The sequence below is a fragment of the Acinetobacter sp. F16 genome (assembly GCF_052712855.1).
Genome location: NZ_JBRATK010000003.1, coordinates 55,413 through 77,773, shown reverse-complemented (window position 1 = coordinate 77,773; position 22,361 = coordinate 55,413). Strand labels below are relative to the sequence as shown.

Here is a 22,361-nt window from a genome sequence, read left to right as displayed (position 1 = left end):
ATAGGCAAGGTGTCTATTTGTTCTATTGACTGTAAAAAACAAGGGCCGATTTGCTTCGGTGTGGAAATGGATAAACACATTATTTTTGAAGACGAACAAATTCGTGCAATATTCTTAAAAGGCTCATCGGATGAGCTGATTTTCTCTTTTGGCGATTTAATTACCCGCGCCAAGGGACTGTCAATTAATGCCGAAAAATCGCTGCATAAACATGATTTTAATGTCATTGGGATTATGCCGAAGCAGAAATCGTGGTTTCCTGAAAGCTCGATGCGACAGATGTTTGCCGAGATTCAGGAACTGATTGCGCCGTTTAAAACCCGAATTGGCTATGGCGGTTCAATGGGTGGTTATGCCGCCATCAAGTATTCTAACTTGCTCGATTTAAAACGTGTGGTTGCCTTGGTCCCGCAGTATTCAATCAATCCTGAAGATGTTGAAGACCCGCGCTATAATATGTTTTTCCATGCGGAATTAAATGCCAATATGCAGGTGCGGCCTCAAGATGTTTCAGCCGAACGTGAATACATTGTGGTTTATGATCCTTACTGTACGGAAGACCGCGCGCAATATCTGAAACTTGAACAGGTTGTGCCGAAAATTCAGACCTTGAATTTACCCTTTACCGGGCATGATGCGATCGCGGTTTTGGCCAGTTCAGAATTACTGCATGATTTTTTAATGCATGAGTTTGATGAAAGCTATTTCTATAAAAAAATTCGTCAGGTGAAAAAGAGCAGCAAGTTTTATTATCGTAAAGTGATTGAAAATTTATTGCCGCGCCACCGCAATGCCTTGGGTTCAATTTTGATTAACAATGATTTGCAGTTAGATAACCAGTTTTTTGACTCGAAGCTGAAACAGAATTTACTGCGAGAATTGCTGAGCAACAAGCAGGTCAGTCAGCAGGATTTGTTGAAACTCGGGATTCAGGTGAATTTGCCACAGGAAAACCGCAGTCATTTATTGGACTGTTTCGGTCATGGTCTGGTGTTCAATGTCATCAGCCAAAAAATTGAAAGCTATGCAGCCGGTGCAATTGCCTTAAACCATAAATTCCTGATCCCGATTTTTGCCAAGGGCAGTGGTTTGGTGCAGATTAATCTGAATGATGAACGCTATGTGGTGGCAATGAATGATCGTCAGGTCATGAAGCTGTTTAAGGAACAAGAGCCTTTAACAGCGGGCATGCATCCCATTGTGATCAAGAAATATAGCGATTTTTATTTGCTCAGTTACAAGCAGTTAAACTTAAGTACCAATGAATTTGGCAGTCAAGATTTTATTGAAGATACATCGGAAACTGCTCAATTTGTCACCCAACCCGAACTGCCTTGAGCAGGAGTGAATCGCCTGTAATTGTTTAAAATAACCTCAGGCTTTGGCCTGATTTTTGAACGCTTGCTTTATATTTTAATCGGTCTAAGATAGAAAATATAAGGCAAGTTAAATTTGCTAAAAATTGAAGAATAAACAAATAAACATTACAGGGTGCGTAAGGATGAAACGTGATTTTATACCGGCTGTACTTTTAACCATCATTTCTATATCAATCCCTTCCTATGCTTTTGCCCACAGTCTATATCCGACTTATATGATTATGGGCGGGGGATTGCTGGTGGTTCTTGCCTTGGCAATCTATGTGTTTTGTGAAATCCGCAAGTCGATTCAAGTTCATATCAATAAACCCACTAAATAGTGGGTTTTTTCATATCTCATGCCTGAAGGTGGTTGAAACAGCGTGCAAATCTGGCTTTTAATGTAGGGCAAGATAATTTCAGCCGCCTCTATACCCGCTAAGGAATGCATGATGAAAGCCGTATTTTTAGATTATGAATCGCTCGATAAAAATGATTTGGATTTTAGTGCACTCGAAGCGGCTTTTGATAAGTTAACTTTATTTCCAAGTACCAGCCCCGCGCAGCTTTTAGAGCGCGTGCAGTATGCTGATGTCATTATTAGTAATAAAGTACTGGTGGATGCAGCAACGATTCAGCAATGCCCAAATTTAAAACTGATTTTAATTTCTGCGACAGGTACCAACAATATTGACCTGATTCAGGCGCGTGAACAAAATGTTGTGGTGTGCAATTGTCAAGGTTATGGCACCTCTGCTGTAGCACAGCATAGCTTGGCTTTAATGTTGGCTTTGGCCACTTCACTACTGAAATATGACCGTGCGGTGAAGCAGGGCGAGTGGAATAAAGCTTCACAATTTTGTTTACTGGATTTCCCGATTATTGAACTTGCAGGCAAGACTTTAGGGATTGTTGGCTATGGTGAATTGGGACGGGCGGTTGCGAAACTGGCCGAAGCGTTTGGCATGAAAATATTGATCGGATCATTGCCAAATCGTCCATCGGATGCCAGTCGTATCCCTTTTGCAGATTTACTGCCACAAGTCGATTTCCTGACCCTGCATTGCCCATTAACCGAAGATACCCGTGATTTGATAGATGCCCAAGCCTTCGATGCAATGAAGCCTACGGCATTTTTAATTAACTGTGCACGTGGCGGTATCGTCAATGAACAAGCGCTTGCCGATGCGTTACGCCAAGGCAAAATTGCTGGGGCTGCAACCGATGTGCTCATGGTTGAACCGCCAAAGAATGGTAATGTGTTATTGGCAGATGATATTCCAAACCTGATTATTACCCCACATAGTGCCTGGGGCAGTGTCGATGCGCGGCAACGTATTGTGCAGCAGATGCTAGATAATGTCGCAGCATTTAAAGCCGGACAGCCGATTCGACAGGTGAATTAACGGGCTGTCACTTTCGCCTTCTGCCAACAGGCAGAGGGCATATCAATTATAATTTTGTGCTTGCATTATCTTGTACTGGCTGTATTTGATTAGGCAGTATTTGTTGCACAGGTGCAGACTCAACTCCAGTTGATGACTGACTCAAAGGATGCGAAACAATAGGTGCAGGCTGGTCTTTTGGACTGCCAATCAGTCCATCTTTGGTTTCATTCAGTTTCTTGTTCACTTTTACTGCCGCGTTTTGAGTCTTTTCTATCGCAACCACTGATTTTTCACTGGCAAAATCTTTGGTTTCTTCCCAGGCATTTTCAACCTTAGGTTTTACTTTGGTGATTCCCTTTTGCGCTGCATGGTCAACTCTTTCAGCCGTGTTTTGCACCGCTGTTTGAGCCTTCTGGGTGAGTACTTTAAAGATATTCGGGTTATCACCATAAGGTGCAGCTTGCTGTGTTGAAGTCGCTGTTTCGGTTGTGGTTGTCGTCGTTTGGGCAAAAAGTGGCGTCGAAGCTAAAATTGCGCTGGTAATTAATGCAGCTTTCATCTTTTTCATTGTGGGTTTTATTCCTGTTTTAAAGCTCGTTTCGAGTCATTTCATCTCTATTTAATTTTATTCTAAAGGCTAATTTTGCTGGAAATATGAAGTTTGATGAAATGGCTACAGATTCATAACATTAAAAATAAATTCTTGCTCCACAGCTAAAGAAAAAGCCCATAAAAGTGGGCTTTCTTCAATATAGGGCTTAAACACAGGATTCTAGTTTTCATCAGCAACTAGGACTTCATCGGAAGAGGGTGCATGCGGTCTTCCCGCCAGATTATTCAACTCAGCATGGGTTTTGCCATTGATATCCATATTGCTGGGATGTGAACTTAGCTCATCGTTGCTTTGACGTTCTTCACTGGCCGAGTATTTACTATTTCCTGAAGTGCTTTTGCCAGCTTGAGTTTTATTGCTACCTTTTTCTCCAGCCTTATCGACTTTTTGGGTACTGGGTTCTGCTTTCGCATCCTTCGCCGCCTGTACGGCAGTATTTGCAAAAACGAAAGAAGTGCTTAAAAGGATCGCTGCGGTCAATCTTAGTTTCATGTTTTTCATAGCGCGATTTATCCTATATGAAAAAACCGATGGAGGTCGAGTTCTCAGACTCAAACATCATATTCGGTTTAATAGGTAAATCATTAACTTGAGCATAAATTCAAACGTTTTAATAACATCGAATGAACAATTTGGAAGGGTATGTGAACGCGATTTTTTAGCTGTCATTTTTTAATTTTTGAATTTTAATTATTTTTCAAAAAACAGAATTGAGCTTGGATACAAAGTATTGATATGTGACATTTTAAATTAAATATCGATAAACGGTATTTGACTGAAAATTCAAACAATGGATGATTTTATATGAAAGAGGGGAGAAGAATCACCGAATCAATGTTGAGTCAGTGATTCCGAGAGGGATCAGTTACATTGCGCTAAAGCATCTTCATGAAAATGATTACGTAATGCAAGGAAGTTTTTTTGCACTTCTGGCGCATTCAGGTCAAAGTTATTTGCTGTACTTGTACCATCTTTAGCAAAAGTTGCTGAGCCGCCTGAAATAAGGGTTAAGCCTTTGAATGCCCATTGTTCTACCGATTTTCCTGCTTCCAGGTTGCCGGTAAATTCAATTACGCATTTTCCAGGGAATTTAGTCAGTTTTGCTTTGTTGTTGGCCGTGTCCGGATAGACTTCCAGGTTTTGGACTTCCTGTAATACACCCGTTTCAAGTTGTGGGATTTTTGGTGCAGAAGTACACGCTGAAAGAGCAATACCCGCAAGACCAGTCAAAATAAGAGCTTTAAATTTCATATGATTCTTTCTTGTTGAGTGTTGTTAGTTCGAGTATATGAAATTGAACGTAAAATGCCTATATTTGTTTGGTTGAATTTATCCATTCAATAGCATCTTGAAGTTGTTTGAAATCATGCACTAAATTTTCTATTGGATTTTCATTACTTATTAATGCCGAATTGAATTTTTTCCATTCAGCTTCTTTTTTTGAAGTAAATCCATATACAGATTCGATATCACCATTCTTCCAAATATAGATATTTTTTTCTTTCAACGAATTGTGAATATTTTGAATAATAGGAAGAGCATTAGGAAGGGATGCAATGAATCTAAATTTTTTTGCTCCTATCTGTTTTAAAGACGAACAATCCTTTACGTGATCTGTATTTAAACTTAATTCAGGATGGTCTTTATTTGCTTCTAATAGCTTTCTAAATTCTTCAAAATATATTGAATTACTTTCGTCTATTAAATCCCAATCACTACAATTACCAATAAAATCTAAATCGGTTAGAATTCTTGAGGGAATTCCTAGTGAATTCAGTACTTTTTGTATGGGGAATAGGCTAGTTTTACTATCAGCAGATACTAATGCTAACTTCATTAAATGAAATGGGGTATTTTTAATTTTTGAAAAAATATTGGGTAGGACACGTAATTCAGTTTTACCTTCAACTAAAAGTACTTCATCACTAAAGAAAATTTGGGAAGCATTATTTAATTTAAATACTTCATTGAACTGGCTTGGATATCGATTATTCAGTTCATTAATTATCTGTGATATCGGTTTTCTAGCTTGTGTGCCTGACTGCTGTGTTTTGAAAATTTGCAAAGCATTAATAGCCTGCTCCGATGATAATAAACTTGCTGAGTGGGTTGAAAATACGATTTGAAAACCTGAATTGCTTAGAAACATCAAAGCATCACGAACTAATTCAATAGTTGTTGGATGTAAATATAATTCTGGTTCATCGATACAAATAATAGTATTTGATCTTTTTAAAGTAGGAGTATTTTGCTGTACATTTGCTAAATAGCGAATTAACGCCATTTGAATTGAGCGCTGTGTTCCATGTCCAAAATTAGAAAAATCCCTTTCAGTACTTTGATCTTCAAAAATCTTTATAGTTCCATTTTTAAAAATCTCATCAATGGTCGGTGTAGGAAAATGAAGTTTGACTGATATATCTGGGAAAAAGTTGTTAAGAATATTATTTATACCTGTATCTACCTCAGATAATGCAGATATTCTTTGTTCTCCATTATGTGATAATAAATCTGACACAGCAGATAGACTATTGCTAAATTGTTTCTGGTAGTTTTCTTGAATTTCTAAAGAAATTAGATCTAAAAGTTTAGATATAGCTGTGCCGCTTGTGTTTTTAGTTGAGTCTTTTTGTGCATCTGACATTGCTTCAATATGAATAAATTTCGGAAATATTTTTATTATTGATTGCTCAATACCTGAAGCAATAGGTTTCCAAACTTCACCATTAAATAATTTTACTTCAATTTTTTGTTTATCAGTGAGGTACGTTGTGCGTTTAAATTGTAATTGTTCATCAAAAATGAAAGGTCGCAATTTATTAGCATGATCGGTATCTAATAGTGTCAAAAATTCTTCTTTTACATTTTCAAATATACCTGATACTTCAATAGGTTCTTCTAAATTATTAGCATTAGTTGAATAATTAAAAGTTTTTATAGTGCCTTCAAGTAAAAATTTAATAGCAAGAATAAGATTAGATTTTCCAGCATTGTTATAACCAATAAGAGCAGTAAAATTATTTAAAATTACATGTGACTCTATACATGATCTAAAATTTTTTATTTTCAGTTCTTTAATAATTACACTCATTGTTATCCCCCTACAATATTTTATATCTTTTATAGGGGTAAATAAAAACCCCACTAACTTATAGCGGGGTTTTGCTTAAATTACAATAATTTAAGACTTAGTGCTGCAATACAGAAATATCCGCAACACTGGTAAACAAGCCACGTAACTGAGCAAGTAAACGTAAACGGTTTGCTTTCAAATCAGCATCATCTGCCATGACCATTACACCATCAAAGAATGCATCCACTGGCGCACGAAGCGCAGCTAAAGCAGACAATGCAGCAGTGTAATCTTTAGCAGCAAATAACGGCTCAACTTCAGGTGTGATTTTAGCAAGTACAGCGAACAATGCTTTTTCAGCATCTTCAACCAGGTTTGCTTCAACAACAGCGCCTGTAGGCTCTGCTTCTTTGGCAAGAATGTTGGCAACACGTTTGTTTGCAGCAGCAAGTGCAGCAGCTTCCGGCAAGTCGCGGAAGTGATTTACCGCAGTTACACGTTTGTCAAAATCAAGTGGAGATTTTGGTGACAACGCTTGAACGGCTTGAATCACGTCAACCGCGACACCTTGGTCTTCGTATTTGGCACGATAACGGCCTTCTAAGAATGCAACAGCATCATTTAAAGTCTTGTCGTGATCTTTCAATACATCGCCATACGCAACAAGTGCTAACTTGATCAAATCTTCAATTGATACATCAAGCTCGTTTTCAGTGACTAGACGCAAAATACCAATCGCAGAACGACGAAGTGCAAATGGATCTTTAGAACCTGTAGGTGCTTGACCGATCCCGAAAATACCGGTGAGCGTATCTAAACGGTCGGCAAGGGCAATGGTTGTACCTGTTTTGGTTTTAGGTAAAACGTCACCCGCGAATTTAGGTAAATACTGCTCACCTAAAGACTCAGCCACTTCATCATTTTCGCCTTCAATGCGTGCGTAGTAAGTACCCGCAATCCCTTGAAGTTCAGGGAATTCACCCACCAATTCAGAAGTTAAGTCGCATTTTGCAAGAAGCGCAGCTTTTTCAGCGTCAGAAGGCGCAGCACCAGTAATTGGCGCAAGTGCTACAGCGAGTTTTGCAATACGAGTCGATTTGTTCCAAAGCGTACCCAATTCTGCCTGGAAGACCATGTTTGCAAGCTTTTCTTTACGCGATGCAAGCGGTTGCTTTTGATCTTGCAAGAAGAAGAATTCAGCATCAGACAAACGTGGACGAACCACTTTCTCATTACCTTCAATGATTTGTGTCGGGTCTTTCGACTCGATGTTAGACACAGTAATGAAGTACGGTTGCAGTTTGTTGTCTGCATTTACTAAACAGAAGTACTTTTGGTTGTCCTGCATGGTGGTGATCAATGCTTCTTGAGGAACAGCAAGGAAGCGTTCTTCAAAGCTTGCACGTAACGCAACAGGCCATTCAACCAATGCAGTCACTTCGTCACGAAGATCCGCAGGCACAATCGCAATCGCATTCACTTCATCAGCCAATGCTTTGACTTGTTGGTCGATGATTACTTGACGCTCTTCAAATGAAGCCACAACGTGCGCTGCTTTAAGCTTGCTTAAGTATTCGTCAGCATGGTTAAGTGTGATCGCTTCAGGTGCATGGAAACGGTGACCAAAAGTCACGTTACCTGCTTTGTGATCTTGAATGGTTGCATCAACCACATCGTTGTCTTTTAACAACACCACCCATTTTACAGGACGTACGAATTCAGTACGGCTTACCGCAGAACGCATGCGTTTTGCGATTGGCAAGTTGTCCAAGGCAGTTTGTAAAATTTGTGGTAGTAAAACGTCAAGGCTTTGACCTTTTACGTCTTTCAAATAGCAAACTTTTTCAACTTTACCCGCTTGGAAAGTCGAGATTTGATCAACCGTGATGCCTTGACCACGCATAAAGCCTTCTAAAGCTTTAGTCGGGTTACCTTCAGCATCAAAAGCTGCTTGTTTTGCAGGGCCGTCAAAACGTTTTTGCGTGTCGGCTTGTGCGCCTTCAACATTAACGATTTTCAATGCTAAACGGCGTGGTGCTGCATAAGCTTCGATGGTATCAAAAGCAAGGCCTGCATCTTTTAAGCCTTTTACGGTTTCTGCATGTAAGGCATCACGTAATTTTTTCAGGCTTTTTGGTGGAAGTTCTTCACAACCCAATTCGAACAAAACGGTATGTTTAGACATTATTTGCTCTCCTTGTGGGCTTCTTTCGCTTCTGCTTCAACTTGTGCTTTTAACTGTGCTAACACTTCATCACGTAATGCAGGTTCAGCCATTGGGAAACCAAGTTCCGCACGTGCAGCCACATAGCTTTGTGCAATTGAACGGGCTAATGTACGTACACGTAAAATGTAACGTTGACGTTCAGTCACAGAAATCGCGCCACGCGCATCCAATAAGTTGAAGCTGTGTGATGCTTTCACGACTTGCTCATATGCAGGAAGTGGAAGTTTCGCTTCGATCAAACGCGTTGCTTCAGCTTCATAGAAATCGAACAATTCAAACATTTTTTCAACGTTGGCATATTCGAAGTTATAGGTCGATTGTTCCACTTCATTTTGGTGGAATACATCACCATACGTTACCGTACCGAATTGACCTTTGGTCCACACCAGATCATAAACAGAGTCTACACCCTGCAAGTACATTGCAAGACGTTCAAGACCGTAAGTGATTTCACCAGTCACTGGGTAGCACTCAACACCACCGACTTGCTGGAAGTAAGTGAACTGCGTCACTTCCATGCCATTGAGCCAAACTTCCCAACCAAGACCCCAAGCACCTAATGTTGGAGATTCCCAGTTGTCTTCTACGAAACGAATGTCGTGAACTAAAGGATCAATACCAATCGCTTTTAATGAATCAAGATAAAGCTGCTGGATGTTGTCCGGGTTTGGCTTAAGCACCACCTGGAATTGGTAGTAGTGTTGCAGACGGTTCGGGTTTTCACCATAACGACCATCTTTCGGACGGCGTGATGGCTGAACGTAAGCTGCGTTCCATGTTTCAGGGCCAAGTGCGCGAAGGAAGGTTGCAGTGTGGAATGTGCCTGCGCCCATTTCCATATCATAAGGTTGCAAAATGACGCAGCCTTGCTCCGCCCAGTAAGTTTGTAAGGCAAGAATTAAGCCTTGGAAGGTATCAATATGCGATATGGCGCGACTCATGGTCATCCACTTAAAATTAGAGAAAAATTGTGCTCAATTATAAGGACTTTGCAGGGGAGTGGCAAAGGGTTAATGCATCGATACTTTTTTGAAAAAAACCACAATGCCCTGAAAAGATCACAGTCCTCTATTTCAGCCGTGCAATTTGGTCTTTTATGAGTACTTTATGCTGATCTAAAAACCAACAATAAATCGGATAGATTGCATTCCTCTATTTCAGCAGATCAATGAAATTGTGATAAAGATAAACTGATCTTATACGATTGTTTGCATGAAACTGGTTTAATCTGCATACAGTAAAATAATGCTTAAAAATAAGGAAGATCATGACAACTTGTAAAATTCAGTGCCATTTAAAATACAAGATTGTTCAAGCCACAGAATTTGTTTTTCTGATACAAGTTGCCCATCATCCTGATCAAACGATTATTGAAGAACAACTGACATTTAATCCACCCATCGCATGGCGCGAATTTCAAGATTCAAGCCATCAAAACCGTCATATTCGCCTGCATGTCGAACCTTGTGACCATTTTGAAGTCAACTATAGCGCGACAGTTGAACGTCATCCTGCCATCAATGTCGATCTTCAGCAAAATCTGAATGAAGTGGTTGTTTCCGATTTACCCGATGAAGTGCTGCCTTATTTATTGGCTAGTCGCTATTGTAATTCAGACCTGCTGGTCGACATGGCAAACCGCTCATTTGCCTGGATGGAGCCGGGCTATACTAGAGTCAAAGCCATTGAACAGTGGATTTATAACAATATTTTTTATGTTTCTGGCAGCTCGGATCAATTTAATACAGCGACAGATGTACTTATTCACCGCGCGGGGGTGTGCCGTGATTTTGCCCATTTGGGCATTGCGCTGTGTCGTGCTTTAGGCATTCCGGCACGCATGGTGGTTGGTTATGTCGAAATTGAAAAATTTCTACCCGATTTTCACGCGATTTTTGAAGCCTATCTAGATGGCGGATGGGTGTTGTTTGACCCGACGCGACTGGCGCCTGTTGAAAATATGGTTCGTATTGCCACCGGTATTGATGCCGGAGATGTTGCGTTTTCAACCTACTATGGCGAGATTGAGCTGATAAAAATTGAGCCGATAATTAGCGATCAGCTGGATGACTAGTCATCCTTAAAAGGGATTAAAAGTGTCACTCACTATAATGATTTTAAAGCAATGTATAGCGTCAACCGAGGATCGTGCCGTGGGTTAAAACGCCGTGGATAATGTATTACAACTTTTGCAAAATCGTCATCACTGCTCCAAATAATGGGGGGACATTTTTACTTGGAGAATCATCAAAAAATTGATAATAAAAAGATATAAAATGAATACATCTTCGCACAGCATCATTCTATAATTCACAGCTTCAATTCGAAAATAAAAAAAGGCATGCTGTGTTTCATCCGCAACTTGAATGGCTCAATACCTTAAAACCCAATTTCAAAGTCCTGCCGCTCAAAGACCGCCTGCTGTGTGGCATAGGCGCATTGCTGGGACTTGCACTTTCATCGCTGATCAGCTGGTGGGTATTGGGCGATATCAATGCCTGGTATATCGCGCCAATGGGTGCATCATCGGTGTTGCTGTTTGCCGTACCTGCCAGTCCATTGGCTCAACCGTGGAATATGGTGGTCGGAAATAGTATTGCAGGCATTATTGGCGTGACCTGTGCAATGTATATCCCTAACTTGACGGAAGCCTTTAGTGTTGCGGTGGGCCTCTCGATTGTCTTAATGATGACTACAGATTCCCTGCATCCACCCAGTGGGGCAGTGGCCATTACTGCAGTTTTGGGCGGCGAGGCAGTACATCAGCTGGGATACAACTTTATTTTCTATCCGGTTTTATTGAATTCACTTTTATTGCTGATGATTGCGATCTTGTTTAATCGCTTGCTGGGCAAACAGTATCCGCAAGTTGCGCAAATCAATCAGCGTTCTAAAGACCCGACGCCGACCCAAAAAGTCACGATTCAACCGCAAGATATTCAAGCCACTCTGGATCAGCAAACCGAGCTGTTAGATATCAGTGAATATGACTTACAAAAAATTATTTTAGCAGCGCAGGAAAAAGCCAATGCGAGGGGAGTGAGCCAGTTTAAGTGTCAGGACATTATGACCAAAGATGTCATTAGCCTGAATGAAAACGATGATATCCATTCGGCTTTGGATAAATTCAAGCACATGAATTTAATGAGCCTGCCTGTGATCGATGATCAGCATCAATTGGTGGGAACACTGGCTTTGTATGAAGTGGTGGAATGGTTTAAGCGTGCGACCGATTTAAGAACCACATGGCAGCGTCAGGTTAAAGACATTATGGTGCGTCAAGTGGTTACGGTAAAAGCGGAGCAACCGATTCAGGATTTGGTGCCGTATTTTGTGGAACGTTCATTTAACTACATTCCAGTAGTGGAAAAGCAGAAAATGGTCGGGATTATTAGCCGTGCCGATATGATTGCGGCATTGAACCAGCAGTTGAATGTTGCTGTATAAGGCAAAATCAGGCAAAAAAAAGCTACGGCTCATTGGGGTAAGAGCCGTAGCATAAAACGCTAAACTGTTCACAGTTAAAGTTTTAACGGTATGGATTCGAGTCCCGATTTACCGTACGAACTGGATTCTGATAGCCTGAGCCAACATCTATTTGAAACTTTTTTTTAGGCATAATCAGCCATAAAACCAGATAGACTAAAATCCCTGGAAATGCTGCGCTCATAATAGAAACAATGACAAATATAATGCGGAGTAAATTTGCATTCCAACCAAATCGTTCAGCAATACCACCCATCACACCTGCAATCATGTTCTGTCGGTTAGAGCGATATAAACCAACATTGGCCATCTAGGTCTCCTTGAAATTAGAAAAGATATGAAGTTAAAACAACTTATCCATAATTAGAAAATGGTGATGAAAAAGACTTTTTAAAGTAATGGGGAATAGTAAATCGTTAAGTTATGTAACTGGCTATGCCTTATTTACCAGAGTGCGTTATAAGCTATATTTAGCTTATATCTTAAGAATGTTGATTTATATCAATGCAAATCAACTCAATATCTGAACTGTCTTATAGGGAAATGAGAATAAAACCAGATAACTTATCTAATAAATAATTGAATGCACAACGAAACAAAGAAAATCTAAAATTTAGGGGTAAGTGGGTGTTTCTAAAAACAGATTATCGTAAATGTATGCTTGTGGCTGTTTTATTGGGGCTTGTGGGCTGTAATCAGCCACTAGAAGAGCCTGTGGCTGAACAAATGGAATTGGAAAATCAGGCAGTCAACTCTAGCAGTCCAGATACTGAAGGCAACAAACTGACCCAGGTAGCCGGGCAGGCCACACTGCCGCCAGTGGATAACACAACCGAGACCTGGGAAAAAATTCCAGAAAGTGCGGAGCCCTATGTGGGGCGTTATCGTAGTGCGATTAGCTGTAGTGATCCTTTGATGAAATGCAAAGAGGGAACTGCCGATCTGGTTATTAATTTATTGCAGGATGGCAGGGCATATCGCACTATTATTCATTTTGGCAAAATTACCTTTGCTTCGAACCTTTACCGTCGTCAGGATTATTGGTCTTATGATTCCGCACATCATCAAGTGATTGTGCATCGATCGAATGGGGTCGATTTCTTTTATAACATCGATCAAGACCAGAACCTGGTCATGGATTTAGATAAAATTGCCCATGCATCGGAGCGAAACGAACAATATTTTGCTGATGGTAATCCATTTCCTCAGCAGGCCTATCGCTTAGTCAAAGAAAGTACTCCAGTAAAACCCAGCGAATCCTAAAATTTAAGCAAAAAAATTGAAATTTATTGCAATTATGATCATTAAATTTGGTGGGTTGTGAGGGGCTCGAACCCTCGACCAATAGATTAAGAGTCTACTGCTCTACCAACTGAGCTAACAACCCAGAATGCATTTAAAAACTCTGTTTTAAATGAATTACAAGATGAAGCAAAATTTCGAGAATGGCGAATCTACCGAAAGGGGTATGGTTTGTCTTGGTCGGAATATTTGCAGGTTTCGTTTCTATTGTAGTACAGAAAGAAGCCTTAAGAAAGATATGGTGGGCCGTCCGCGACTCGAACGCGGGACCAATGGATTAAAAGTCCACTGCTCTACCAACTGAGCTAACGGCCCATATTTTCAGAAGAAAATATCTGAGAAGTAAAAAAGCTTCCCTGTAGAGAAGCTCTTTAGAATCTTGGTGGGCCGTCCGCGACTCGAACGCGGGACCAATGGATTAAAAGTCCACTGCTCTACCAACTGAGCTAACGGCCCAAGATAATCAAAATAAGTGGTGGGCCGTCCGCGACTCGAACGCGGGACCAATGGATTAAAAGTCCACTGCTCTACCAACTGAGCTAACGGCCCTCAACCAACATTCAAGCATTGCTTGGATGCACAGTGTAAGAAAATAAAAGAATTTTCTAAACACCACTTCGTTTTGATGGGCGTATTGTAGCAAGTTATCAAACGAGCGCAAGTAAAAAATAGCAAACTTGTTGATGTTTGATTATAAATGCAACAAATTTGCTATATCTACTCAAAAAACATACGGTTTGGGTTAGAAACGGTACTGATAAGCTTGAATATTGTTGAATATTTCGACTGTTAAATCACAATATTCCGCGGCATTCGGCAGTAAAACCAACAAGCGTTCATCATTTTTGCTGGGATCAAAAGCCTGCTCTTTTAACTTGTTCTTTTGGTACTTAAACGTACCGGTAGTTTCGACCTGTATTTGAACACGCAAGAACACAGGAACAGCATAAGCAGGCAAGCATTTTTTAAACTCGGTTGCCATTTGCTTTAAATCTTGTGCTGTTAATTCTGTACCCTCTGCAAGCGTAATTGCTGCCATACCGGCACGACCGTTGGTATTGGGGATTTCTACGCCATAAACCACAGCTTCAGCAATTTTTTCATATTCACTGACTGCATTTTCCACTTCAGTGGTCGATACATTTTCACCTTTCCAGCGGAATGTATCACCCAGGCGGTCCACAAATTGGGCATGACGGAAGCCGATATCGCGTACCAGGTCGCCGGTGTTAAAGAAGGCATCACCCGATTTAAACACGTCTTTCATAATCACGGATTGATTCTTTTCCGGGTCGGTATAGCCATCAAAAGGTGAGCGACGAGTAATTTTACCAATCAATAAACCGACTTCACCTTTTTTAACCTTCTTGCACCAGCCTTTGGCATCTTTCACCGGTGCATTGCTTTCTTTATCAAACTCAACAATGGCATAGGGAGTAGGGGAAAAGCCGACGGTGTTGTCAAAGTTAAACACGTTACTGAAACCGACATTGCCTTCGCTTGAAGCATACAGCTCAAGAATTTCTTCTACCCCAAAACGCTGCTTGAATTTGTCCCAGATATTCGGGCGCATGCCATTACCAATCATCTTTTTGACACGATGACCGTGTTCCAGTTCAGATACAGGCGCATCCATGAGGTAACGGCATAATTCACCGACATAGCCAATTGCCGAGACATCAAATTTTTGCACATCTTTCCAGAAAGCAGAGGTGGAATATTTGCGTCGTAAGGCCAGTGTGGCACTACCGGCAATGACACCGCACCAACAGACTACAATGCCTGTCGCATGATAGAGCGGCAAGGTCACGTACATGACATCGTCTTTAGTCAGGTTTAACACATGCCCATAGGTGCCATAGGCCAAAGTCCAGCGGCTATGCGTGAAAATGACCGCTTTGGGTAAACCGGTGGTACCCGAGGTATAGATATAAAATAAACCGTCTTTACCTTGAATGCTATGCGTGGTCGGTGTGTTGAATTTGGGAAAATGATCGATTTTATCTGCAAGATTTGCCCAGTCTTTCGGTGCTGTACCTGCATCCATTCGAGTGGACTGATCTGCAAACCAGTGAAAACGATCTGCTGCAACTGTTAAGTCTAGGCGCACTTCTTCCACAGCATGACGGCATTCTTCACCGACAATAACTGCAATCGGTTTAACCAGGTTAATGCTATGCGTCAGTGCCTTAGCGGTTTGCGAGGTGTTGACCAAAGCTGAAGTCACGCCAATTTTCGCCAAAGCCACCACTGTTGCCACCAGTTCAGGGCGGTTTTCCACCATTACGGCAATGACATCGCCTTTACGTGCGCCAAGCGACAGATAAAAGTGCCCGATTTGGTTGGCCCATTCATTCAGTTCTTGATAACTGAATTTTTGATCTTCGAATAATAGCGCTGTACCGTGAGGATTGCGTTTGACTGCTTTTTCAAAGGCAATGCCCAAGCCCGCAGGTGTGTTGGATGTGCGTAAATAGGCTTGTTTCAGACCACTCAATAGATGAGGGACTTTGCTCATAAATTTGGGTAATTTTGCTGCGACATCAGCAAGACCAATAAGATCGCTCTGTGTGTTGTGGTTCATAAGAATCCTATTTATTTTTTCATAATCCAATATGTCTATTTGTTTGCGGTCATCTGTACAGGTGTCTTTTTAATCGTTTAATCCTAGTGCAATCAACCTAATTTGACAAAAGTATCAAAAAAAACCTAGTCACCGAAATGACTAGGTTTTTTTTATTCGCTGCATTAGAGCTAATTATGTCTCATTTGCAGGAGTTACTTTCTTTGGAGGGCGACCGCGAGGGCGACGGGGACGGACAGGTTTGTCTGCGTCATCGTCAGCATCCGGGGTGTCCGTATCCGCTTTTGGCTCAGCCAGTGCCTGCACGTCTTGAGCGACCTCTGTCGGGGCAGGTTTTGGCTTTGCTGCCTTTTCAACAGGAGCAGCTTTAGCTTGCTTGACTGGCTCGGCAACCACTTCTGGAGCGGCTGTGACTTCAGTCACTTCCGCTACGGGTGCTTGCTCAATCACAGCTTCTGCTTGTTTAACCGGAGCAGCTTCAGTCGCTGTTGTTTCAACAACTTCTTTTGCAGCTTCAGGTTCGCTATGTTGTGCCTTTTTGGCTTGCTCTAAAGCCTGTTCCGCAGCAAGTTTTGCCAAACGGCGACGCTCACGTGGATCATTGGCAACACGATTGTCTGAAACAGCAGCCGGTGGGGTCAAGTCCAACACGGGTGCCGGTTCTGCCTCTGGTGCCGCTTTGGTTACAGCAACATCACGGGTAACCGGTTGTGCTGGTGCTTCCGCTTCAGTTGCCTGACGCACGAGAGTTGCCGCATATTGCTCAGTGAATTTCACCAATGCGCGGTTGAACGTCGGGATTAAACCAAATTGCTCAATCAGTACTGAACAATCTTCACCATAGACGTGGCGAATGAGGCTGCCAACGGTATATTGACCCAAAGTTGGAACCTGAGATGGGTTCAATTTTGGAGCTTGAGCCTGTTTGGCCTGAGCTTCACGTTTTTGACGACGGCGCATACGCGGATCGTTGCTGGCACGTTGGTCAGCAGAACGCGGTTGCTGTGGCTCGCGGGTTTCAGGCGTTGCAGCAGGTTTTTCTTCCTTCGCAGCAACAGGTTTCTCAACCACAGCTGCTTTGATTTCTGCTACAGCGACAGGTGCAGTTTGCGCGATTGGTGCTTCAACAACAGTTGCTGATGCATTTAACGCCACAATTTCACTTTTCGCCTGATCGACATTTACCACCAATGCAGTTGGAATAACTTCCTGACGAGGTGTATCAATCACTTCGACTTTAGGCTGTTGTTCGTTCACTACTGGAGCAGCAATGGCTTGCTGAGGAGCAGCCTGTTCGTTCAATACGCTTTGATCGCGGTGGCGATTTGGACGATTTGGACGTTGCGGGCTATTGCGGTCACGACGTGGAACAGCATTTTGCTCTGGTTGAGTTTCAGAGGCTTGTTGTTCAACGTGTTGACGTCGAGTCGGACGCTTGTTGTCACGCTGATCTTGACGTGGCTCGCGCTGTTCTTGACGTGCTTCATGACGCGGCTCTTGGCGTTGCTCATGACGAGGAACCTGAACAATTTCTTCATGCACTTGATTTTGTTGATTGTCGTGCTGAACTTGTTCACGTTGCTCTTTAGGCTTGTTACGCTTTTTATTGTGACGTTGCGCTTTTTCTTCTCGATCAGAATACTTGTCCGCAATTTCACGCTGTTCCTGTTTTGGTGTTACAGGTGCATTTGGCGTTAAGTAAGCATTGTTTGCAGTTGCAACTGGTGCAGTTGCAGCAGGTGCAGATGTCGCAACCTGACCGAATTGACCACGGCTTACAGCACCACCATTGACCATTTGTTCAATGGCAGCAGCAGCATTGTTTGCAGTACGTGCCTGATCAACTGTTTTAGCTTGCTTTTGCACAAACAGGTTTTCTAGCCATGCACATGGGCTTGCTGAAGCTTGAGCAGCAGGCGCAACTTGAGCTGGTTGTGGTTGCTGTACGTCTTGAGCCACTTGTTGTGGACGACGTTGTGGCTTGTTGTTCTGGTTTTTAGCCTGTTGCTGAGCAGGTGCCTGTGCAGCAGCTTGAGCTTGTTGCTCACCTTCCAAATGCCATTCAGAAGATTCATAACCCAGCTCTTTTTCGCTTGAACGTGTTGCTTCAGTACGTTCATAGCTGGTTGGTGCAAAACCTTCAGCATTATAAGTAATTTCATAATGCGGTGTTTCCAAGTGCGGATGGGGCAACACGGTTACACGGACATTTGAAGTTTGTTCTAAATACACCAGCGTATGACGCTTTTCATTCAACATGAATGCTGCGATTTCAACCGGAACTTCGACCTGAACTTCACCTTGACGTTCACGCAGTGCAATTTCTTCCACTTTACGCATGATTGAAAGGGATAAAGAGCGCAGGTCACGTACCATGCCGGTACCATGACAGCGTGGGCAAACGTAGCCAGTCGCTTCTTCAAGAGAAGGACGCAGACGTTGACGGCTCATTTCCATCAAGCCAAAACGAGACAATTGACCGAACTGGATACGTGCGCGGTCACTTTGAGTGGCTTCACGAAGTTTGGCTTCAACCATACGCTGGTTACGGTCTTTGGTCATGTCGATAAAGTCGATCACCACCAAACCACCAATATCACGTAAACGCAGTTGACGTGCAATTTCTTCAGCAGCTTCCAAGTTGGTATTTAAAGCGGTGTCTTCAACATCATGACCACGGGTCGATTTCGCTGAGTTAATGTCGATTGACACTAAAGCTTCGGTTTGGTCGATCACGATTGAACCGCCAGAAGGAAGTTTTACTTCACGTTCATAAGCTGTTTGAATTTGGCTTTCAATGGCAAAGTGAGCAAATAGCGGCTCATTTAAGGTATAGGTTTTAAGCTTTTCTAACTGGCGCGGCATCACGGCTTTCACGAAGTTATAAGCTTCGGTATAGGCTTGCTCAGAGTCAATTAAAATTTCTGCAACATCATCACGTAAATAGTCACGAATGGCACGAGTAACCACGCCCGCTTCCTGATGCACCAGCATTGGTGAAGGACCAGAACTTGCTGTGGTTTGGATTTGTGCCCAAAGATCCATCAGGTGTTGCAAGTCAAGTTGCAATTCTTCTTGTGAACGACCAATACCGGCAGTACGAACAATCACGCTCATGCCACGCGGAATATTGAGTGACGACAACATTTCTTTCAATTCTTCACGAACTGAACCTGAAATTTGACGACTGATACCGCCACCTTTAGGGTTGTTTGGCATAAGCACCAAATAACGACCGGCAAGCGAGATAAAGGTAGAAAGGGCAGCACCTTTATTGCCACGTTCTTCTTTTTCCACCTGAACAAGAAGTTCTGTGCCTTCAGTGATCAGTTCGCGGATATTCGAAGTTTGGCGAGGGTCTGCCTTGTAATATGAGTTTGCGATTTCACGCATAGACAGGAAGCCTTGACGACCTGCACCATACTCAACAAATACAGCTTCTAGAGAAGGTTCAACGCGAGTCACGTGACCTTTATAGATATTGGATTTCTTTTGTTCACGGGTACGATTTTCTAAATCAAAATCGTAAAGACGCTGACCAGTGACAAGTGCAACGCGAATCTCTTCGGCATGTGTTGCATTAATCAACATACGTTTCATGGGTGTAACACCTAATAGTGATACACAACAAAACATCGCTATTCACGTAGCGAACATCACACATTACGGATCAATACCCAGATCTCAAATAAACGCTTGTGGTCTGAGCTTTTTTACCGGCCTTTTTTTGGGCTTCGGTTTTTGATTCACGTATCGATGATGGCAATACGGCTTCAATCCTTAAACGATTAAAGTCACCTGAACGCTTCACTGGCGGACAAACGGTGCATTAGATGTGAGTAACTTTCACTGTCACGTAGCTTGAAGATCATCCCTTCCATTAAGATAGAGCGTCTTGATACGGAATTATCATCGTATCTTTGCTTTATGTGCAGATCCAATGCATCAACGTTGTAGCCTGAATGCGACTTCAGGGTGCGACTAATCTGATGTGTATCAGTTTACGTTTAAAAACCAACTTTAAGTTGGCGACATATTTTTTAGGGCAGACTGATTTATGTACATAAGTACAATTAAACGCAACAGTTTGCTTTTTTGCCGATATAATAAGCCTTCGGCGTCGGCATATTCTTTAGGGACCTTTCCGTGTTTAATGTGAATAGTCAAATTTAATATTCAGCTTCAAAAATATTGAAGTGATTAAATTTTTTCACACTAACGGTGGTATCCGTGCGCTGACTATATCAAACCTTGCATCATCTGCCTATGGGTTAAGCTTATGTTTCTTGTGTAAAGCATAGCCTAAGTGATCAGTTTTTAATCAATTTTAGTATTTTTTTGGGTCATCGTAACTGTATGAATTCTACGCAAGAATGGCAAAGTGTCACTTGGTTTGAAGTGGACGAGCATCAATCAGGCCAGCGCATCGATAATTTTTTATTTTCCCGACTTAAAGGCGTGCCTAAAAGTCGTATTTACCGTTTGATGCGTGAAGGACAGGTTCGGGTCAATAAAAAGCGTATCAAAGCGGAAACCAAACTGGCCATTGGTGACCAGATTCGTGTTGCGCCCATTCGTTATGAGCCGAAAGATGAAACGCCAGTTCCAGTGTCGGACAAAGTGGCTCAAAGTCTGCTCAGCCGTGTGATTTATGAAGATGAAGGTCTCATGGTGGTGAATAAACCTTCAGGTATTGCCGTACATGGGGGCAGTGGTGTGGCGTATGGTCTGATTGAAGGCTTACGCGCAGCAACCGGGAAGAAGTATCTGGAACTGATTCACCGTATTGACCGTGATACTTCCGGCCTGGTGATGATCAGTAAAAAACGCAGTACCTTAAAAACCCTGCAAGATTTGCTGCGTGAACATAAGATCAAAAAAACCTATGCAGCGATTGTGAAAGGCAATGTCGCGATCGATCGTCAACTGATTGATGCACCTTTACACCGTTATGAGCTTGCCAATGGCGAGCGCCGTGTATGTGTCTCTAAAGAAGGTAAAGAGTCTAAAACCCAGTGGAATGTGGCTGAACGCTTTATGCATGCAACGCTTGTATATGCCTCACCGCTTTCAGGTCGTACCCATCAGATTCGTGTGCATGGTTTAAGTATTGGTCATCCTTTAATTGGCGATGAAAAATATGGTCATGAAACTGCCTACAAAGGTCCGAAAGCACGTCGCTTATGCTTGCATGCAATGCGTCTGGAAATTCCGGGTTATGAAACTATTGAAGCGCCATTGCCTGAAGATATGCAGAGTCTGGTGGCACAGTTAAGAGCGCAGAAGAAAGATAAAGAATCGGCTTTAACGGATCGTGACGAAGACTGAATGCTCTTCTCTAGAGTGGCGGGTCTATTTGATGAGTAATCCCGTTACTCAAGAATATGGACGAATAGCTTTGACCTCTCCCTAACCCTCTCCTAAAAGGAGAGGGTATGTCACGATAGTGAATGAGAGGAATAAATTAAATTTGGTTAAACATATCTCACAATATTTAGTTCATTCCTTGAGCTTGAAAAATAATAGAAAATCCCTCGCTTTTTAGGAGAGGTTAATTTCAAGTTATTATTCACCATGAATCAAATACTGGAATTTATTTATGCAACAACCTGTGGAACTTATTATCTTTGATTGGGATGGTACTTTATTTGATTCAGTCGGGCAGATTGTGGAAAGCCTGCAGTTTGCTGCCAAAGAATATCAGCAACCTTTAACCGAAGCAGCTGCAAAAAGTATTATTGGTTTGGGATTGCCGGAAGTCGCGCAAGTGTTATTTCCGGAGGTGCCGGAATTGCACGCTGATATTTTGCAATGCTATGCAACCCACTATGTTGAAAACTCGAAAAGTGACGCATGGTTTGAAGGTGTGGCTGAAATGCTGCACACATTAAAAGCTGAAGGCATCAAACTTGCAGTGGCAACCGGAAAAAGCCGTAAAGGTTTGGACCGGGTATTAACTCAAACCCAGAGTCATGAGCTTTTTGTCGTGACCCGTGCAGCAAGTGAAACCAAATCCAAACCTGATCCACTGATGCTTGCCGAAATTTTGCACCTTACCGGTGTCAATGCTGAAAATGCGATTATGGTCGGTGATACGTCCTATGACCTGGAAATGGCACAGAACATTGCCATGCCACGTATTGGGGTGAGTTATGGGGTGCATACACCTGAAACTCTGGCTCAATATAAGCCAATTGCCATTGCAGAGGATGTCGCAAGTCTGCACCAGCTATTATTAAATCAGGTGAATTTGAAACAGGCAGTTTAAGAGATCTCGAATGCTCAAAAGGGTGATTTCAAATCACCCTTTTTTATACGTATTCAATTCTA

At 42.2% G+C, this 22,361-nt stretch carries 17 protein-coding genes, 4 tRNA genes and 1 pseudogene; 9 read left to right on the top strand and 13 right to left on the bottom strand.

All coding sequences use genetic code 11. The annotated features are described in order from the left end of the window. Positions 1 to 66: 66 nt before the first annotated feature. The 3 genes from ACU0NF_RS02770 (at position 67) to ACU0NF_RS02760 (ending at position 2,764) form a co-directional block, all read left to right on the top strand. Positions 67 to 1,338 (top strand): hypothetical protein, encoded by a 1,272-nt coding sequence (locus ACU0NF_RS02770; RefSeq protein WP_445660055.1) that lies wholly within the window; start codon positions 67 to 69, stop codon positions 1,336 to 1,338. A 163-nt stretch (positions 1,339 to 1,501) separates the two neighbouring features. After that, positions 1,502 to 1,699 carry a hypothetical protein gene (locus ACU0NF_RS02765; protein ID WP_445660054.1) on the top strand — a complete coding sequence of 66 codons (198 nt, stop codon included), beginning with the start codon at positions 1,502 to 1,504 and terminating at the stop codon, positions 1,697 to 1,699. A gap of 111 nt (positions 1,700 to 1,810) precedes the next feature. After that, on the top strand, positions 1,811 to 2,764 hold the full coding sequence (locus ACU0NF_RS02760) for a 2-hydroxyacid dehydrogenase (protein ID WP_445660053.1): 954 nt from the start codon (positions 1,811 to 1,813) through the stop codon (positions 2,762 to 2,764). A 46-nt stretch (positions 2,765 to 2,810) separates the two neighbouring features. On the opposite strand, the gene ACU0NF_RS02755 is transcribed toward ACU0NF_RS02760, so the two are convergent. The 6 genes from ACU0NF_RS02755 to glyQ all read right to left on the bottom strand — a co-directional run bounded on the left by ACU0NF_RS02755 (position 2,811) and on the right by glyQ (position 9,600). Continuing rightward, on the bottom strand, positions 2,811 to 3,314 hold the full coding sequence (locus ACU0NF_RS02755) for a hypothetical protein (protein WP_445660052.1): 504 nt from the start codon (positions 3,312 to 3,314) through the stop codon (positions 2,811 to 2,813). Positions 3,315 to 3,518: 204 nt separating this feature from the next. After that, positions 3,519 to 3,851 carry a hypothetical protein gene (locus ACU0NF_RS02750; protein WP_445660051.1) on the bottom strand — a complete coding sequence of 111 codons (333 nt, stop codon included), beginning with the start codon at positions 3,849 to 3,851 and terminating at the stop codon, positions 3,519 to 3,521. A gap of 369 nt (positions 3,852 to 4,220) precedes the next feature. Next, complete coding sequence (locus ACU0NF_RS02745) at positions 4,221 to 4,610, bottom strand: hypothetical protein (RefSeq protein WP_445660050.1); 390 nt, start codon at positions 4,608 to 4,610, stop codon at positions 4,221 to 4,223. Between the two features lie 58 nt (positions 4,611 to 4,668). Then, positions 4,669 to 6,450: an AAA family ATPase gene (locus ACU0NF_RS02740; protein ID WP_131316121.1), complete on the bottom strand. Its 1,782-nt coding sequence runs from the start codon at positions 6,448 to 6,450 to the stop codon at positions 4,669 to 4,671. Between the two features lie 97 nt (positions 6,451 to 6,547). Further along, positions 6,548 to 8,617, bottom strand: a complete 2,070-nt coding sequence (gene glyS / locus ACU0NF_RS02735) for a glycine--tRNA ligase subunit beta (RefSeq protein WP_445660049.1) — start codon at positions 8,615 to 8,617, stop codon at positions 6,548 to 6,550. Then, positions 8,617 to 9,600 (bottom strand): glycine--tRNA ligase subunit alpha, encoded by a 984-nt coding sequence (gene glyQ / locus ACU0NF_RS02730; RefSeq protein WP_445660048.1) that lies wholly within the window; start codon positions 9,598 to 9,600, stop codon positions 8,617 to 8,619. The genes glyS and glyQ overlap by 1 nt, the downstream gene beginning before the upstream one ends. Positions 9,601 to 9,926: 326 nt before the next feature. Here glyQ and ACU0NF_RS02725 point away from each other — a divergent pair, with 326 nt between their 5' ends. Both ACU0NF_RS02725 and ACU0NF_RS02720 read left to right on the top strand, forming a co-directional pair. Further along, positions 9,927 to 10,733 carry a transglutaminase-like domain-containing protein gene (locus tag ACU0NF_RS02725; protein ID WP_445660047.1) on the top strand — a complete coding sequence of 269 codons (807 nt, stop codon included), beginning with the start codon at positions 9,927 to 9,929 and terminating at the stop codon, positions 10,731 to 10,733. Between the two features lie 272 nt (positions 10,734 to 11,005). After that, complete coding sequence (locus ACU0NF_RS02720; RefSeq protein WP_445660046.1) at positions 11,006 to 12,106, top strand: HPP family protein; 1,101 nt, start codon at positions 11,006 to 11,008, stop codon at positions 12,104 to 12,106. An 82-nt stretch (positions 12,107 to 12,188) separates the two neighbouring features. Here ACU0NF_RS02720 and ACU0NF_RS02715 read toward each other — a convergent pair whose 3' ends face one another. Further along, the gene (locus ACU0NF_RS02715; protein ID WP_445660045.1) at positions 12,189 to 12,455 is read right to left on the bottom strand and encodes a PspC domain-containing protein; all 267 of its coding nucleotides are present in this window, start codon (positions 12,453 to 12,455) and stop codon (positions 12,189 to 12,191) included. A gap of 317 nt (positions 12,456 to 12,772) precedes the next feature. Between ACU0NF_RS02715 and ACU0NF_RS02710 the strand changes: the two genes are divergently transcribed. Then, positions 12,773 to 13,408: a hypothetical protein gene (locus ACU0NF_RS02710; protein WP_445660044.1), complete on the top strand. Its 636-nt coding sequence runs from the start codon at positions 12,773 to 12,775 to the stop codon at positions 13,406 to 13,408. A gap of 48 nt (positions 13,409 to 13,456) precedes the next feature. Here ACU0NF_RS02710 and ACU0NF_RS02705 read toward each other — a convergent pair. From ACU0NF_RS02705 to ACU0NF_RS02680, 6 genes are all read right to left on the bottom strand, one after another. After that, positions 13,457 to 13,532: transfer RNA gene (locus ACU0NF_RS02705), tRNA-Lys, on the bottom strand. Positions 13,533 to 13,686: 154 nt separating this feature from the next. Continuing rightward, positions 13,687 to 13,762 (bottom strand) — tRNA-Lys (locus tag ACU0NF_RS02700). A 65-nt stretch (positions 13,763 to 13,827) separates the two neighbouring features. Continuing rightward, a tRNA-Lys gene (locus ACU0NF_RS02695) sits at positions 13,828 to 13,903 on the bottom strand. Positions 13,904 to 13,920: 17 nt separating this feature from the next. After that, positions 13,921 to 13,996: transfer RNA gene (locus tag ACU0NF_RS02690), tRNA-Lys, on the bottom strand. Positions 13,997 to 14,189: 193 nt separating this feature from the next. Beyond that, complete coding sequence (locus tag ACU0NF_RS02685) at positions 14,190 to 16,031, bottom strand: long-chain-acyl-CoA synthetase (RefSeq protein ID WP_445660043.1); 1,842 nt, start codon at positions 16,029 to 16,031, stop codon at positions 14,190 to 14,192. Positions 16,032 to 16,205: 174 nt separating this feature from the next. Next, positions 16,206 to 19,631, bottom strand: coding sequence for an Rne/Rng family ribonuclease (locus tag ACU0NF_RS02680; RefSeq protein ID WP_445660042.1), 3,426 nt, complete (start codon positions 19,629 to 19,631; stop codon positions 16,206 to 16,208). Positions 19,632 to 19,993: 362 nt separating this feature from the next. Here ACU0NF_RS02680 and ACU0NF_RS02675 point away from each other — a divergent pair. The 3 genes and pseudogenes from ACU0NF_RS02675 (at position 19,994) to ACU0NF_RS02665 (ending at position 22,299) form a co-directional block, all read left to right on the top strand. Further along, positions 19,994 to 20,332, top strand: a pseudogene (locus tag ACU0NF_RS02675) (hypothetical protein). Positions 20,333 to 20,387: 55 nt separating this feature from the next. Beyond that, a complete protein-coding gene (locus ACU0NF_RS02670) occupies positions 20,388 to 21,359 on the top strand; it encodes an RluA family pseudouridine synthase (RefSeq protein ID WP_445660041.1) in 972 nt (323 codons plus the stop codon). A gap of 271 nt (positions 21,360 to 21,630) precedes the next feature. Continuing rightward, on the top strand, positions 21,631 to 22,299 hold the full coding sequence (locus ACU0NF_RS02665) for an HAD family hydrolase (RefSeq protein ID WP_445660040.1): 669 nt from the start codon (positions 21,631 to 21,633) through the stop codon (positions 22,297 to 22,299). Positions 22,300 to 22,361: the final 62 nt, after the last annotated feature.